Origin of the sequence: Limnohabitans rimovensis (SeqCode), from assembly GCF_965234775.1 — a bacterium.
GTDB classification, from domain to species: Bacteria; Pseudomonadota; Gammaproteobacteria; order Burkholderiales; family Burkholderiaceae_C; genus Limnohabitans; species Limnohabitans rimovensis.
This window is the reverse complement of sequence record NZ_OZ248566.1, coordinates 604305-620721: the sequence shown is the minus strand read 5'-3', so window position 1 is coordinate 620721 and position 16417 is coordinate 604305. Positions and strand designations below refer to the sequence as shown.

At 56.0% G+C, this 16417-nt stretch carries 14 protein-coding genes; 3 read left to right on the top strand and 11 right to left on the bottom strand.

Features of this window, described 5'->3' with window-relative positions:
- The first annotated feature begins 6 nt into the window (after positions 1-6).
- Both AC8GFZ_RS11820 and AC8GFZ_RS11815 read left to right on the top strand, forming a co-directional pair.
- Positions 7-1347, top strand: coding sequence for a polyhydroxyalkanoate depolymerase (locus AC8GFZ_RS11820; protein WP_506645079.1), 1341 nt, complete (start codon positions 7-9; stop codon positions 1345-1347).
- Positions 1344-2018, top strand: coding sequence for an RnfABCDGE type electron transport complex subunit B (locus AC8GFZ_RS11815; RefSeq protein ID WP_506645078.1), 675 nt, complete (start codon positions 1344-1346; stop codon positions 2016-2018). Before AC8GFZ_RS11820 ends, AC8GFZ_RS11815 begins: the two co-directional genes overlap by 4 nt.
- Positions 2019-2114: 96 nt before the next feature.
- Here the strand turns inward: AC8GFZ_RS11815 and AC8GFZ_RS11810 are convergent, their stop codons facing one another.
- From AC8GFZ_RS11810 to scpA, 7 genes are read right to left on the bottom strand one after another with little or no spacing between them, the layout of a single operon-like run.
- The gene (locus tag AC8GFZ_RS11810) at positions 2115-3077 is read right to left on the bottom strand and encodes a tripartite tricarboxylate transporter substrate binding protein (RefSeq protein ID WP_506645077.1); all 963 of its coding nucleotides are present in this window, start codon (positions 3075-3077) and stop codon (positions 2115-2117) included.
- 16 nt (positions 3078-3093) lie between these two features.
- On the bottom strand, positions 3094-4287 hold the full coding sequence (locus tag AC8GFZ_RS11805; protein WP_506645076.1) for a M20 aminoacylase family protein: 1194 nt from the start codon (positions 4285-4287) through the stop codon (positions 3094-3096).
- A gap of 8 nt (positions 4288-4295) precedes the next feature.
- Positions 4296-4790 carry a VOC family protein gene (locus tag AC8GFZ_RS11800; RefSeq protein WP_506645075.1) on the bottom strand — a complete coding sequence of 165 codons (495 nt, stop codon included), beginning with the start codon at positions 4788-4790 and terminating at the stop codon, positions 4296-4298.
- A complete protein-coding gene (locus AC8GFZ_RS11795; protein ID WP_506645074.1) occupies positions 4787-6838 on the bottom strand; it encodes an acetyl-CoA carboxylase biotin carboxylase subunit in 2052 nt (683 codons plus the stop codon). Before AC8GFZ_RS11795 ends, AC8GFZ_RS11800 begins: the two co-directional genes overlap by 4 nt.
- 16 nt (positions 6839-6854) lie before the next feature.
- A complete protein-coding gene (locus AC8GFZ_RS11790) occupies positions 6855-8387 on the bottom strand; it encodes an acyl-CoA carboxylase subunit beta (RefSeq protein WP_506645073.1) in 1533 nt (510 codons plus the stop codon).
- On the bottom strand, positions 8380-9429 hold the full coding sequence (gene meaB, locus AC8GFZ_RS11785; RefSeq protein WP_506645072.1) for a methylmalonyl Co-A mutase-associated GTPase MeaB: 1050 nt from the start codon (positions 9427-9429) through the stop codon (positions 8380-8382). Before meaB ends, AC8GFZ_RS11790 begins: the two co-directional genes overlap by 8 nt.
- Positions 9430-9466: 37 nt before the next feature.
- Positions 9467-11650, bottom strand: coding sequence for a methylmalonyl-CoA mutase (gene scpA, locus AC8GFZ_RS11780; protein ID WP_506645071.1), 2184 nt, complete (start codon positions 11648-11650; stop codon positions 9467-9469).
- Positions 11651-11761: 111 nt separating this feature from the next.
- Here scpA and AC8GFZ_RS11775 point away from each other — a divergent pair, with 111 nt between their 5' ends.
- A complete protein-coding gene (locus AC8GFZ_RS11775; RefSeq protein WP_506645070.1) occupies positions 11762-12460 on the top strand; it encodes a GntR family transcriptional regulator in 699 nt (232 codons plus the stop codon).
- Here the strand turns inward: AC8GFZ_RS11775 and AC8GFZ_RS11770 are convergent.
- From AC8GFZ_RS11770 to AC8GFZ_RS11755, 4 genes are read right to left on the bottom strand one after another with little or no spacing between them, the layout of a single operon-like run.
- Complete coding sequence (locus AC8GFZ_RS11770) at positions 12430-13344, bottom strand: DMT family transporter (RefSeq protein WP_506645069.1); 915 nt, start codon at positions 13342-13344, stop codon at positions 12430-12432. The two genes, AC8GFZ_RS11775 and AC8GFZ_RS11770, sit on opposite strands and share 31 nt — an antisense overlap.
- Positions 13341-14408, bottom strand: coding sequence for a tRNA dihydrouridine(20/20a) synthase DusA (dusA, locus tag AC8GFZ_RS11765; protein ID WP_506645068.1), 1068 nt, complete (start codon positions 14406-14408; stop codon positions 13341-13343). The genes AC8GFZ_RS11770 and dusA overlap by 4 nt, the downstream gene beginning before the upstream one ends.
- Entirely contained in the window at positions 14408-15145 is a 738-nt protein-coding gene (phbB, locus tag AC8GFZ_RS11760) for an acetoacetyl-CoA reductase (protein WP_506645067.1), read from the bottom strand. Before phbB ends, dusA begins: the two co-directional genes overlap by 1 nt.
- A gap of 48 nt (positions 15146-15193) precedes the next feature.
- Complete coding sequence (locus AC8GFZ_RS11755; protein WP_506645066.1) at positions 15194-16372, bottom strand: acetyl-CoA C-acetyltransferase; 1179 nt, start codon at positions 16370-16372, stop codon at positions 15194-15196.
- Positions 16373-16417 lie beyond the last annotated feature (45 nt).

Sequence of the window (16417 nt, the reverse complement as noted above, 5' to 3'; positions counted from 1 at the left end):
AACACCATGCTTTATCAAATCTATGAAACCCAACGGTCCCTGATGGAGCCGTTCGCTGATTTTGCACAGGCTGCCGCAAAGGTTTATAGCAACCCCATCTCGCCACTGGGCCAAAACCCGTTTTCTCAAAGAATTTCCGCCACCTACGACTTGATGTATCGGCTGGGTAAAGATTACGAAAAACCCCAGTTCGGCATCAACACCGTGGCCATTGGTGATCAAGAAATTGCCATCCACGAACGCATTGAAATCGACAAGCCTTTTTGCGAGTTGCGCCGTTTCAAGCGCTTCAGCGATGACCCTGCCACCCTGAATCGGCTCAAGGTGCAGCCCGTTGTGCTGATCGTGGCGCCCCTCTCTGGCCACTACGCCACTTTGTTGCGCGACACCGTGCGTACCATGCTGGCAGACCACAAGGTGTATGTCACTGACTGGAAAAACGCTCGATTGGTCCCCCTGTCAGAGGGCGAATTTCACCTGGACGATTACGTTCACTACATCCGCGAATTCATTCAACATTTGCAAAAGCATTACGGACACTGCCACGTCATCAGTGTGTGTCAGCCCACCGTTCCCGTATTGGCCGCTGTCTCATTGATGGCTTCTCAAGGGGAAAAGCTACCCAAATCCATGACCATGATGGGTGGGCCCATTGATGCCAGCAAATCGCCCACGGCCGTCAACAATTTGGCCATGAACAAAAGCTTTGAGTGGTTCGAAAACAATGTGATTTTTCGAGTGCCGCCCAATTTCCCGGGCGCCGGTCGGCGTGTTTATCCAGGATTCATGCAGCACACTGGCTTCGTCGCCATGAACCCTGACCGGCACCTGAAAAGCCACTACGACTACTTCAAAGACCTCATCAAAGGCGACAACTCCAGCGCAGAATCGCACCGGCAGTTTTACGACGAATACAACGCCGTTCTGGACATGGATGCTGACTACTACTTGGAAACCATCCGCACGGTCTTTCAAGATTTTGCCCTGGTGAAAGGCACCTGGGACGTGCGCAATTCCAGCGGCGAAGCAGAACGTGTTCGCCCGCAAGACATCAAAGGCACGGCCTTGTTGACCGTTGAGGGAGAGCTTGACGATATTTCGGGTTCCGGTCAAACACAAGCTGCCCACCAACTGTGCACGGGCATAGTCAGCCAACACAAAAAACACCTGGAAGTTCCGGGTGCGGGTCACTACGGCATTTTCAGTGGCCGTCGTTGGAGAGAAATTGTGTTCCCTCAAGTGCGCGACTTCATCTTGGCCCACCATGTGGTGGGACAGAACAAGCCCACACCCAGCAAAAAGTTGGTTCCGACCAAAACCGGCAGAGCCTCTCGCAAAACCACGTGAGCCTGAGCGACCGCCTATTGGCCGCATTGCCGCAAACGCAATGCACGCGTTGCGGATACCCTGATTGCGCGCATTACGCCAAAGCCATTGCAGAAGGCGCCGCTGAAATCAACCAATGTCCCCCAGGCGGCCAAGTTGGCATTGAACGATTGGCCGCCATCACGGGGCGACCTGTTTGCGAACTCAATCCTGCCAACGGCATGGAGGCTCCACGCCAAGTCGCGTGGATCGACGAAAGTTGGTGCATAGGTTGCACCTTATGCCTGCCTGTGTGCCCCACAGACGCCATTTTTGGCAGCCATAAACGCATGCATGCGGTGATCGAGCAACACTGCACAGGATGTGGGCTGTGCCTGCCTGTCTGCCCCGTCGATTGCATTGAAATGGAAGATATCAGCGGTGACCGCACTGGTTGGCAAGCATGGAGTGACCAAGAAGCCACGCATGCACGCGATCGGTATGCTGCGCACCAAAACCGTTTGGCCCAGCCATCTTCCTCACCCACTGCCCTCGTTTCAGACCCGAACAATGTCGCTCTTGCGCCCCCACCCAACGAGGCCAACGACACGAGCAGCGATGCTGACAAAACGGCCCGCAAAAAAATGATGGTTCAAGCTGCGCTGGCACGGGCCCAAACCTTGAAGACCAAGCCGATTGGGCATAAAAATTAACGGCTGCGCCAGATAACCACACCGCGCCATTGAGAGCCCCGAAGCGCCATGGCGTCCATCCATCTAGATGGACAAATGCAGGCGGACTTCAATGAATCACTCCACCCTGGCACCAGAAGCTTTGACGATGGCTGCTGCGCTTTCCCAATCGGCGCGCAATATCGCCAAGAATTCCTCTGGACTGGCGGTGCTCACCTCCAAGCCCACTCGGGCCAACCGGTCCTGAACGGCAGGATCGGCAATGGCTTTTTGAAATGCCGCGTTGATCTTATCGATCTCAACTTTGGGCGTTCCAGCGGGCGCCAACAAACCAAACCAAGAATCAAATCGAAAACCGGTCAAGCCAGACTCCGAAACCGTGGGGACATCAGGCAAGAACTTAGAGCGCTTGGACCCGGTATAAGCCAACAATTTGACCCGAGAGTCTTGGCGAAAACCAACCAAACCAATGGTAGCGCCAGTCACCCCTTGCACCCGATCCGCCAGCACCTCGTTGACGGCGTCACCGGTGGATTTCATGGGAATGTGCTGCATCTCCAAACCTGCTTTGGCCAGAAAAGATGCCATGCCCAAATGGGTGGCACTTCCATTGCCTGCCGAAGCGTAATTGAGCTGTTTGGGCTTTGACTTGACCAGTCGGATGTAGTCGGCCAAGTTGCTGACGCCCATGGATGCGGGGGCAGCAATCACATAACCCGAATAACCCAACATGGAGACAGGTGCAAAATCCTTGATCGGGTCATACCCAAGCTTTGCATACATGTGACCCGCCAAGGTGTGGCTGGCTGCGGCCATGATCAGGGTGTTGCCATCTGGGGCGGACTTGGCCACAGAGGCGGTGCCAATCGTGCCACCTGCGCCAGCACGGTTGTCGATCACCACCGTGGCACCCAACAACTGCCCCAACTCATTGCTGAAGGTCCGCGCCACCGTGTCTTGTACAGCCCCAGGTCCAAAAGGAACCACGATGCGAATCACACGCTGTGCAAAGGCGTTGGTGTGCAAGCCCAAGAGCAATACAGCGATTGACAAAAGCCAGCCCAATGGAGTGCGTTTCATAAGTGTCCTTTCAGGTTTATTTTTGGGCCAACCAGCGCTGCGCCAACAGTGCGAAATAAGTGGCGCCGACTGGCAAGATTTCATCATTGAAATCATATGAGGTATTGTGAATCAGACAAGGGCCCACGCCATGACCGGGCAAACGGTGTGCGCCTTCGCCATTGCCGATGAAGGCATAACAGCCTGGCTTGACTTTGAGCATGTGCGCAAAGTCTTCGGCGCTCATCACCGCATTGAAGTTTTCGACCACCCCGTCTGAACCCACCACCTCGCGCATCACCTGCGCGGCAAACTTGGCCTCTGCCACATGGTTGACCACCGGCGGGGAAGCGCGCACAAAGCTGATTTCTGCGCTGCACCCATGGGCTTGCGCAATGCCTGTGGCCATTTGACGCATGGTTTTTTCAATCACATCGGTCACTGATTCGGAGAAGGTGCGAACAGTCCCCCCCACCCAAGCTTGGTCTGGAATCACATTGGGTGCGCCAGAGCCTTGAATTTGGGTCACTGCCAATAAAGCCCGCTCACGTGGATCTACCACCTTGGGAATCAGCGTTTGCAATTGCTGCGCCAGTTCGATCGTTGGCGCCACCGGGTCGGTACCCGTGTGGGGCAGTGATGCATGGGTGCCGCTGCCCTTGATCACCACCCGCCATGTGTTGCTGGAGGCCATCAAAGCACCGTGGTTCAGCGCAAATGTACCCACCGAGCCGATTGAAAAATTGTGCAGCGCAAACACGGCTTCGCATGGAAAGCGGGTGAACAAGCCATCCTCAATCATCTTTTTGGCACCCGCCTTGCCCATTTCTTCGGCCGGCTGAAAAATAAAATTCACCGTGCCACTGAAATTGCGATGCTTTGACAAATACCAGGCCGCGGCAAGCAACATGGTGGTGTGGCCATCGTGGCCACAAGCATGCATCCGGCCATCGTGGGTGGACCGATGGGCGAAATGGTTTTCTTCTTGCAAGGGCAAGGCATCGAGGTCGGCTCGCAAGCCAATGCTGCGCGGGCCATCGCCGTTCCGCAACACACCCACCACGCCTGTTCCTGCGACACCGGTGTGCACATCGATGCCCCATTGGCGCAATCGATCGGCCACCAAAGCTGCGGTTCTGTGCTCTTCAAAACCCAATTCAGGGTGGGCATGGATATCACGACGCAAAGCCACGAACGCGCCCATGTCTTCAAAATCTGGCAAATGGAGCATGACCAACCTCAGTGACTTTGTGCGGCAATGGCCGAAAATGCTTTGACCACCTCTGGCGGGGCTTGCACCAATTCGATCAACACGCCCTCACCCGCAATGGGAAATTCTTCATTGGCTTTGGGGTGCAAAAAACAAATGTCATAACCTGCAGCACCTTTGCGGATGCCTCCTGGTGCCATGCGCACACCTTGCGCGGTGAGCCATTGCACTGCCGAGGCCAGGTCATCAATCCAAAGTCCCACATGGTTCAAGGGCGTGGCATGCACAGCTGGCTTTTTATCAACATTGAACGGTTGCATGAGATCAACCTCCACCTTGAATGGGCCTTCTCCCATGGCGCAAATGTCTTCGTCCACGTTTTCGCTTTCACTCACAAATTGCCCGGTCAACGCCAAACCCAGTTTGTCCACCCACAGTTGACGCAACCGATGTTTGTCCAATCCCCCGATGGCAATTTGTTGAACTCCCAACACCTTGAAAGGTCGCATCTGAGGGGTGGTCATGATTCGAATTCCAAAATAACTTGGTCAACGGTCAAGGACTCACCTTTTCCAGCCACCACGCTTTTCACAATGCCGTCTTGCGTTGCAAACAAAACGTTCTCCATCTTCATCGCTTCAATCACGGCCACACGCTCACCGGCCATGACTTTTTGGCCCGCTTGAACGGCGACCTCGACCAGCAAACCCGGCATCGGTGACAACACAAAACGGCTCAAATCTGGCGGTGCTTTGAAAGGCATCATGCGGTGAAGCTCTGCCATGCGCGGTGATATCACCAACACCTCAATGCAGGCACCATTGTGTTGCACCTTTAAGCACAAAGGATTTTGGGTGGATCCCCGTTCAACCTGTGCGGTGAATGGCAGCCCGTTGACAGTGCCATGAATGGCCACATCATTCAAACGCGAGTGGCTTTCAATGGCGTAATTTTTGCCATTCACCTTGATGACCGCCGTGTCATGGCGCCCACCCGAGTCATCCACCTCCACCTGGGTGTGGCTGTGCTCGCCCTGGGCATCCAATGTGATGACCGTGTATTGTTGGCCCACTTTGACATCGTAGCCAGGCAACTGCCCACTCAAACCCGCAGCACGTTCGCGGGACTTGCGCCGCACAAAAGATGCCAAAGCGATCAAGAAGTCTGCATCTGAATGGTTTACATCTTCGGAGCGAAAACCGTGGGAATAGTGTTGGGCAATGAATCCCGTGTTGAACTCACCCGACATGAAGTCGGGGTGTGCCAGCAATGCCGATTGAAAAGGAATATTGGAACTGACCCCTCGGATCACAAAGCCATTCAATGCATTTCGCATTTTTGAAATCGCGTCGGCCCTGTCGCGCCCATGAACAATGAGCTTGGCAATCATCGAGTCATAGAACATGGGAATTTCCCCGCCCTCCATGACCCCTGTGTCAACGCGCACACCCATGAGTTGTTCTGGGTTGGCTTGGAACATGGTCTGGGCAGGCGGGCGGAATCGCACCAGTCGCCCTGTGGATGGCAGAAAGTTTCGGAAAGGGTCTTCGGCATTGATGCGGCATTCGATGGCCCAACCATTGCGTTGAACTTCCGATTGCTGCAAGCTCAGCTTTTCTCCGGCCGCGATTCGAATCATCCACTCGACCAGATCCAAGCCGGTGATGCATTCGGTCACCGGGTGTTCGACTTGGAGCCGGGTATTCATCTCCAAAAAGTAAAAGCTCTGGTCCTTGCCAACGACAAACTCAACCGTTCCAGCGCTTTGATACTGAACGGCTTTGGCCAAAGCAACGGCCTGAGCACCCATGGCCGCCCTGGTTTCTTCACTGATAAAAGGTGATGGCGCTTCTTCAATCACCTTTTGGTGCCGACGCTGGATGGAGCATTCGCGTTCATTGAGATAAATGACATGACCATGCGCGTCACCCAGCACTTGAATTTCAATGTGGCGCGGTTCTTCCACAAATTTTTCGATGAACACGCGGTCATCGCCAAAGCTGTTGCGGGCCTCATTGCGACAAGAAGTAAAACCCTCGTGGGTTTCTTTGTCATTGAAAGCCACGCGCAAGCCCTTGCCACCACCGCCAGCAGAGGCTTTGATCATTACCGGGTAGCCAATTGATTGGGCAATTTTCACCGCATCTTCAGGGCTTTCAATCGCTTCGTTGTGGCCGGGTATGGTGTTGACCTGCGCTTTCTTTGCCAACTTTTTTGAGGCAATTTTGTCGCCCATGGCCGCAATGGCATGGTGTTTGGGTCCGATAAAAACCAAACCCTCGTCTTCACACCGCTTGGCAAATGCTTCGTTCTCACTGAGGAAACCATAACCCGGGTGAATGGCTTGGGCGCCAGTGGATTTGGCCGCCGCGATGATTTTTTCAGCCACCAAATAAGACTCACGCGAAGCCGCTGGCCCAATCAGGACAGACTCATCGGCCAATTGCACATGGCGAGACAGTTTGTCAGCTTCAGAATAAACGGCCACGGTTTGTATGCCCATTTTCTTGGCGGTGGCGATCACTCGGCAGGCAATTTCGCCACGGTTGGCGATCAAAATTTTATTGAACATGTTCGGTATCCTGGTCTCACAAAGGGATGTTGCCATGCTTGCGCCATGGGTTTTCAATGCTTTTTTCTTTCAGCATCACCAATGATCTGCAAATGCGCTTGCGTGTTTCGTGGGGTTGAATCACATCGTCAATGAAGCCCCTGGCCCCCGCCACAAACGGGTTGGCGAACCGGGCTTTGTACTCGGCTTCGCGCATCGCCAATTTGGCCGGATCGCCCTTGTCCTCGCGAAAAATGATTTCAACGGCACCTTTGGCGCCCATCACGGCAATTTCTGCGTTGGGCCATGCGAAATTCACATCGCCCCGCAAATGCTTGGAAGACATGACGTCGTAGGCGCCGCCATAGGCCTTGCGGGTGATGACGGTGATTTTGGGCACAGTGCATTCCGCATATGCATATAGCAACTTGGCACCATGTTTGATGATGCCGCCATACTCTTGGCTGGTTCCCGGCATGAAGCCGGGCACGTCCACAAAGGTCAACACCGGTATGTTGAAGGCATCGCAAAAACGCACAAACCGCGCAGCCTTGATCGAGCTTTTGATGTCCAAGCACCCAGCCAGAACCAGGGGTTGATTGGCCACGATCCCCACCGTCTGGCCATCCATGCGGGCAAAGCCAATCAAAATGTTTTTGGCGTAGTCGGGTTGCAACTCAAAAAAATCACCGTCATCCACGGTTTTGAGCAACAGCTCTTTCATGTCGTACGGCTTGTTGGGGTTGTCAGGCACCAAGGTGTCTAAGCTGAGATCCATGCGGTCGGTGGGGTCGCCACTTTTGCGCACAGGGGCTTTGTCTTTGTTGTTCAAGGGCAGGTAGTTGTAGAGCCGCCTGAGCATCAGCAAAGCTTCTACGTCGTTGTTGAAGGCCATGTCGGCCACGCCGCTTTTGGTGGTGTGGGTGACGGCGCCGCCCAACTCTTCGGCGCTCACCTCTTCATGGGTCACCGTTTTGACCACCTCTGGACCGGTCACAAACATGTATGAGCTGTCTTTGACCATGAAGATAAAGTCAGTCAGTGCTGGCGAATACACCGCCCCGCCCGCCGACGGCCCCATGATGAGGCTGATTTGCGGCACCACCCCACTGGCCATCACATTGCGCTGAAACACGTCTGCATAGCCACCCAAAGAGGCCACACCCTCTTGGATGCGGGCCCCGCCAGAATCGTTCAAGCCAATGACGGGTGCACCCACCTTCATCGCTTGGTCCATGATCTTGCAAATTTTTTCGGCATGGGTTTCGGACAAAGCCCCGCCATACACCGTGAAGTCTTGGCTGAACACAAACACCAAGCGCCCGTTGATCATGCCGTAGCCGGTGACCACCCCATCGCCAGGAATTTTGTTGTCGGCCATGCCGAAGTCCACACAGCGGTGCTCGACAAACATGTCCCACTCTTCGAAGGTGCCCTCATCCAACAAAATTTCCAAGCGCTCGCGGGCCGTCAACTTGCCCTTGGCATGTTGGGCCTGTATGCGCTTGACACCCCCCCCTTGGCGCGCTGCGGTGCGCTTGAGCTCGAGCTGTTCGTTGATGTCATGCATGGATATCTCCTGAAGAATGGGGATGGTTTTGGTTCGCCTGCAAAAGCCTGCGCGACGCTGTGGAGGGGGCCAAGCGACCCGATAGGACCAAAGCTGTGAGCTCTGGCCATAAATTTTTAACCGCGGGGTTCTCTTTGAAGGCGGATTGCAAGCCCGCTTGAATGCGCTCATTCATCCAAGTCAAGGATTGGTTTTGTCTGCGTTGGATGAACAAACCCTGGGCCTTTTGGACTTTTTGATGCTGCTGCACCAGGCCCCAAAAGTCCTCCAGCCCAGCGCCTTTGAGGGCGCTGAGCAGCATCACGGGGGGCTGCCATGGCGCGTGTTCGATGTCTGTGTGCGGGTGCGGTGCAAACAAGCGAAGTGCACTGCTGATGTGGGCTTGTGCGCGGGTGGCGGCATTGGCATCGAGATCTGCTTTGTTGATCAAGACCAAGTCGGCCAACTCCATGATGCCCTTTTTGATGGCTTGTAAATCGTCACCGGCATTGGGTAATTGCATGAGGGCGAACAGGTCCGTCATGCCCGCCACAGCGGTTTCACTTTGGCCCACGCCCACCGTTTCAACGATCACCACATCGTATCCAGCGGCCTCGCACACCAGAATGCATTCGCGGGTTTTTTCGGCCACCCCCCCCAAATTCCCGCTGCTCGGGCTGGGTCGAATGAAGGCAGATGGGTTCACTGCCAGATGTTCCATCCGGGTTTTATCCCCCAAGATCGATCCGCCTGACACCGAGGAGGATGGGTCAATTGCCAACACCGCCACCCGATGGCCTTGTCCGATCAAGTGCAGCCCCAGGGCTTCAATGAAGGTGCTTTTGCCCACGCCAGGCACACCGCTTAAACCGAGCCTGAAGGCCCTGCCCGTGTGGGGCAACATGGCGGTGAGCAAGTCGTCAGCCCATGCGCGATGGTCTGCACGGGTGGATTCCAGCAAGGTGATGGCCTTGGCCATGCTGCGGCGCCGCACCACCCCATCAACCCCCAGCAGGCCCGTCAAAATGGCCTTGGCTTGGGGGTGTAAATCGGATGGGCTCATGCCTGGCACACCGATGCTGCAAAAACCATGCAGGCCATCAATGCGACGCCAACGCCTGTTGGATGTGCGTCAAAACGCCGCGTGCGCTCACCGGAATGGGTGTGCCGGGTCCGTAAATGCCCTTCACACCTGCGCTGTACAAAAATTCATAGTCTTGGCGGGGAATCACACCGCCCACAAAGACAATGATGTCCTCGGCCCCTTGCGCTTTCAATGCTTTGATGATTTCTGGCACCAGCGTTTTGTGCCCGGCGGCGAGGGTGGACACCCCCACGGCATGGACATCATTTTCAATCGCCTGTCGGGCGCATTCTTCGGGTGTTTGAAACAAAGGCCCCATGTCCACATCAAACCCAAGGTCTGCAAAAGCGGTGGCGACCACTTTGGCGCCCCGGTCATGCCCGTCTTGACCCAATTTGGCAATCATCACGCGCGGGCGCCGGCCTTGGTCGTGGGCAAATGAAGCGATATCCACCTTCAGCTGGTCCCAGTAAGCCATGCTGTCGCCGTCCGTCGACCCTTCATCGTAGGCCGCGGCATAGACACCGGTCACCTTTTGCGTATCGGCACGGTGCCGACCAAACACCACTTCCAGGGCGTCGCTCACTTCACCCACGGTGGCACGCAAGCGAATGGCTTCCACCGACAAGGCCAATAAATTACCCGTTTGGTCCTGCGCCGCTTGCGTCAATGCAGCCAGTGCCGCCTTGACTTTTGTGGTGTCTCTTATCGCCTTGATGGCGCGCAATTGTTCAATTTGGGCTTCGCGCACCTTGACGTTGTCAATGTCACGGGTTTGCACCACATCTTCAGTGGCCAATTTGTATTTGTTCACACCCACGATCACATCTTGGCCGGAGTCGATGCGCGCTTGCTTGTCGGCAGCGGCCGCTTCGATTTTCAGCTTGGCCCAACCAGAGTCCACGGCTTTGGTCATGCCGCCCATGGCCTCCACTTCCTGAATGATTTTCCAGGCTTCATCGGCCATGTCCTGGGTCAGCTTTTCCATCATGTAGCTGCCCGCCCAGGGATCGATGACCTTGGTGATGTGGGTTTCTTCCTGAATGATCAACTGCGTGTTGCGCGCAATTCGGGCGCTGAACTCGGTGGGCAAGGCAATGGCTTCGTCAAAGCTGTTGGTGTGCAGCGACTGTGTGCCCCCAAAAACAGCCGCCATGGCCTCCACCGTGGTTCTCACGATGTTGTTGTAGGGGTCTTGTTCGGTGAGCGACCAACCAGAGGTTTGGCAATGCGTTCTGAGCATCCAGCTTTTGGGATTTTTCGCACCAAAGCCCTGCATGATTTGGCACCACAGCAAACGGGCCGCCCGCATCTTGGCGATTTCGAGATAAAAGTTCATCCCGATGGCCCAGAAAAAAGACAATCGACCAGCAAAAGCATCCACATCCAAGCCCTTGGACATGGCGGTTTTCACATATTCTTTGCCGTCTGCCAAGGTGAAGGCCAGCTCCAAGGCTTGGTTGGCGCCAGCCTCTTGCATGTGGTAGCCCGATATGGATATCGAGTTGAACTTGGGCATGTGCTCAGCGGTGTAAGCAATGATGTCCCCAATGATGCGCATGCTCGGTTCTGGCGGATAGATATAGGTGTTGCGCACCATGAACTCTTTGAGGATGTCGTTTTGGATCGTGCCACTGAGCTGCTCGAGCTTCACGCCTTGCTCCTGTGCGGCCACGATATATCCGGCCAGGACGGGTAACACAGCGCCATTCATCGTCATGGACACGGACACCTTGTCCAGCGGAATTTGATCGAACAAAATTTTCATGTCCTCGACCGAATCGATGGCCACACCCGCCTTGCCCACATCCCCCGTCACGCGGGGGTGGTCCGAGTCGTAGCCTCGGTGGGTGGCCAAATCAAATGCCACCGAAACGCCCTGCCCCCCTGCGGCCAAGGCTTGGCGATAAAACGCGTTCGATTCTTGCGCCGTCGAAAAGCCAGCGTACTGCCGAATGGTCCATGGTCTGACGGCATACATGGTGGCCTGGGGGCCGCGCACATAAGGGGGAAACCCCGGCAAGGTGTCGGCATGGGCCAGGCCTTGCACGTCTTCGGCCGTGTACAAGGGCTTGACCGTGATGCCATCGGGGGTGCGCCAATTCAAATCTTCCAAGCGGCCGCCGGGCGCCGATTTGGCGGCGGCCTTTTCCCACTGCGCAATGCGAGATTCACCGTTGGATTCTGAGGGGGTGTTCATGGATGGACCTTGGAGAAATTGCCCTGAAGCGGACAAGGTTTGTGTCGTTAAAGAATCATATCATTCATAATTATGAATTCAAAATGCTCTTCTAGGCTTACAATCATCACCATGAGCACTGATCACAATTTGGGACGGCATGCCTTGTATGAGGAGGTCGCAGAACGCCTGCGCCAACGTATTTTTGCCCGTGAACTGACGCCTGGCAGTTGGATCGATGAAATGAAGATCTCGCAAGAGTACGGCATCAGCCGCACGCCTCTGCGTGAAGCGCTGAAAGTGCTGGCCACCGAAGGTTTGGTGACCATGAAAATGCGCCGAGGCGCTTACGTCACCGATGTCAGCGACAAAGATTTGAACGATGTGTACCACCTTCTGGCCCTATTGGAATCTGACGCAGCGGCACAGGTGGCCCAATTCGCGCGGCCTGAGGACATTCAGGAGTTGCAAGGTCTGCACAGCCAATTGAAGCAATCGGTGCAAGACCGCTCGGCCTTTTTCGAGATCAACGAGCGCTTTCACATGCGCTTATTGGAAATCGGCAACAACAAATGGCGCACACAAATGGTGATCGATCTGCGCAAGGTCATGAAGCTCAACCGGCAAAATTCATTGTTGAAATCTGGCCGGCTGGAGGAGTCACTCCTCGAACACCAGGCCCTGATGGATGCCCTGGCAGCGCGCAACCCCGGCTTGAGCCTGCAAAGAATGCAAGCGCATTTTGCCAACGGACTGGAAGCGGCCACCCCAGATGTGGTGGTGCCAGTGAACGCACCCCATCAATCGGTCTTGGTCACCGCCGAAGGTTGAACCACCAGCGCCACGCCCGGCAAAATCAACAAGCTGCCCACGGCGTGGTGCCAACCCAAAGACTCGCCCAGCAAACCCCAAGACACCAAGGCGCCCCACAAAGGCCCTAGATACAAGGTCATGCTGGTTCGGCTGGCACCCAGGGTTTTTTGCGCCCAGGCGTAAATCCAATAAGCCCCAATGCCTGGCACCAAGGCCACCGCCAGCAACAAAATGGTGGCGTACCAAGTCCACTGCGGTGCCTGTGGTTGCAAGCTTTCCCAAAGCGCAAACGGCAGCAATGTGATGACACCCCCCGCGCAAATGCATGCCAGGCGCGCTGTGGAAGACAGGGTGCAAACCCACTTTTTCTGCAATAAGGCATAAGCGGCCCATGACAAAGTGGCGGCCATGATCAAAACATCACCCATGGACCACTGCATCTGCGTCAGCGCCACCCAATTGCCTTTGACCACCACATGAACAACCCCCACCAAAGCCAAGGCGACGCCAAACATTTGGCGCGGACGCATGCGCTCATCCAACCAAATGGCCGAGCCCCAGGCGATCAAGACGGGTGCGGCCGCATAGATCAAGGCTATGTTCATGGCAGAGGTGGTTTGTGCGCCCCAATACACCCAAGCACCACAAATCAGCATGCCCAAAGTGCCCAAGGCCAGGTACTGCCAACGGTCTGACCAAATTTGCCATCGGGCTTGCCATATTTCATGGCGGGCCAAGCCACCCAATATCAGGCCAGCAATGGCCCAACGTCCCAGGGCCAGAATGTGCGGATCGACCACCCCAGGGGCCAAACGGGCGCAAAAGTAATTGACCGCCCACAGGGCTGGGATGAACCAAACCAAAACCTGGGCCCACAACAGGCGTTGTTCGGGCCCCATCATCCAATCACAGCGTGGCGTTGCAAAGCCGCTTGGGCCAAGCGATACACATCCATCACGGGCCGGTCCTTCAATCGGTGGTCGCTCCAGACCTGTCGCCACAAGCGCGCACCCGGCAAACCATGGCGCAAACCCAAGATGTGCCTGGCCACGCTGTACCAATGGGCACCACCACACCGCTTGGGGTCTGCCATGTATTCCACCATGGCGAACTCGACCTCGTCACGACGTGCTTCGTTGTCTGCGAGGGTATGCACAAGCTGATGTGGCGCGTGACCCACTGACGGTTGCTGAAGCGCCTCCAACCACCCATCCCATTGGCTCATCAGCCAAGGGTTGTGGTAGGCCGCTCGCCCCACCATGATGCCGTCAACGCCAACGGCATGGGCATCCATGTCGACCATGGTTTGGATGCCACCGTTGACGATGAATTCAGCATCAGAGAAGTCTTGTTTGAGCCGGTGAACCACCTCGTAACGCAAAGGGGGCACCTCGCGGTTTTGCTTGGGAGACAGCCCCTTGAGCCAGGCGTTTCTGGCATGCACAATGAATTTGCGGCATCCTGCGGTGTGCAATTGGCCGACAAAATCCATCACCATGGCGGTTGACTCATCCCCATCCAAGCCAATGCGGTGCTTCACAGAAATCGGCACGTCGACCGCGTCTTGCATGGCCTTAATGCCATCGGCCACCAATGCAGGCTCGGCCATCAAACAAGCACCAAATGCTCCGCGCTGCACGCGCTCAGAGGGGCAGCCGCAATTCAAATTGATCTCGCGGTAGCCCCAACGCACCCCCAATTGGGCGGCCTTGGCCAAATCGGCCGGCTCACTGCCGCCGATTTGTAAGGCCAGCGGGTGTTCCGAAGGGTCATGGTCCAAGTGCCTGGGCACATCGCCATGCAGCAAAGCGCCTGTGGTCACCATTTCGGTGTACAACCAAGCATGGCGGGTGATCAAGCGATGGAAGTAACGGCAATGCCTGTCCGTCCAGTCCATCATCGGCGCCACCGATAGGGTGAAGGGCTTGATCACGGTCACGTGTTCAAGCCCTGGTGACACCAGCATCAGCCCATGTGCAGGCCACCATTGACCGAGAAGTCGGCGCCGGTGGAATAACCACTTTCATTGGACGCCAGCCAGGCAATGATGGATGCAATTTCGCTGGGTTCACCCAGACGCTTCACAGGGATGGTGTTGACAATTTTTTCCAACACCTCGGGGCGAATGGCCTTGACCATGTCGGTGCCAATGTATCCCGGGCTGATGGTGTTGACGGTCACGCCCTTGTTGGCCAGCTCTTGGGCCAAGGCCATGGTGAAGCCATGCATGCCGGCTTTGGCGGCGGAGTAATTGGTTTGGCCCGCTTGGCCCTTTTCCCCGTTGACCGAGCTGATTTGGATGATGCGCCCCCATCCACGCTCAACCATGTCACCGACCACTTGTTTGGTCACGTTGAACATGGAGTTGAGATTGGTGTCGATCACGGCGTCCCAGTCATCGCGGGTCATTTTGAGGAACATGCGGTCGCGGGTGATACCGGCGTTGTTGACCAACACATCAATGGGGCCATGCTCCGCTTTGGCCTTGGAAAACGCATCCACCGTCGACTCCCAGGAGCTGACATTGCCCACCGACGCATAAAAGTGAAATCCCAGGGCTTTTTGCTCGTCCAACCATTTGTTGAAGTCGCGGGTGGGTCCACACCCGGCGATCACCACAAAACCATCTTGGTGCAAGCGCTGGCAAATGGCGGTTCCAATGCCGCCCATGCCGCCGGTGACGTAAGCTACTTTTTTACCCATGTTGTGTCTCCTATTGGTTTCAATGAAATTTTAAAAATCGATCAAGTATCAGCGCTCGAGCGTCAATGCCACGCCCATGCCGCCGCCAATGCACAAGGCGGCCAAACCTTTTTTGGCGGAACTGCGCTGCATTTCGTGCAACAAGGTCACCAAAATTCGGCAGCCCGATGCACCAATGGGGTGACCAATGGCAATGGCCCCACCGTTGACGTTGACGCGCACGGGGTCGATGTCCAAAGCTTGATTGACGGCGCAGGCCTGGGCCGCAAAGGCTTCGTTGAGCTCGAACAAATCCACATCCGACGCTTTCCAGCCGGCACGCTCCAAAGCTTTGCGCGATGCTGGAACCGGCCCCATGCCCATGGTGGCCGGGTCCAAGCCACTGGTGGCAAAGGACGCAATGCGCGCCAAAGGTTGGAGGCCCAAGGACTTGGCTTTGGCGGCCGTCATGACCATCACGGCCGCAGCGCCATCGTTGATGCCCGAGGCATTGCCAGCGGTGACGCTGCCGGCCTTGTCAAATGCGGGGCGCAGGCCGGCCAAGGCTTCGGCGTTGGTTTTCAGGTTGATGTATTCGTCACTGGCAAAGACGATGGGATCGCCCTTTTTCTGGGGCAACAGCACCGGGACAATTTCATCTTTGAATTTGCCCGCCGCCTGCGCTGCAGCGGCTTTTTGTTGGCTGGCCAATGCCAATGCGTCTTGCATGTCGCGGGTGATGCCATGGGCCTTGGCCACGTTTTCTGCCGTGATGCCCATGTGGTATTGGTTGTACACATCCCACAGGCCGTCAACGATCATGCTGTCGATCATTTTCCAGTCGCCCATGCGCTGGCCATCGCGCGAGTTGTTCAAAATGTGGGGCGAAGCGCTCATGTTTTCTTGGCCACCGGCGATGACAATTTCGCTGTCGCCCCAGGCCACGGCCTGCGCGGCCAACATCACCGCTTTGAGGCCAGAGCCACACACCGCATTGATGGTCAAAGCTGGCACCTCTTTGGGAATACCCGCCTTCATCAAGGCTTGGCGTGCCGGGTTTTGCCCAGCACCGGCTGCCAAGACTTGGCCCATGATGACCTCGCCCACCAAAGCCGGGTCCAAGCCCGAGCGGATCACCACCTCACGCACCACCAAGCTGCCCAACTCTGTGGCGCTGAGTTTGGACAAACTGCCACCAAATTTACCCACGCCTGTTCGCGCGGCCGAAACAATCACGATGTCTTGCACAATCTTCTCCTATGAAACTGATCTGTTGATCCCATACCGGCCCAC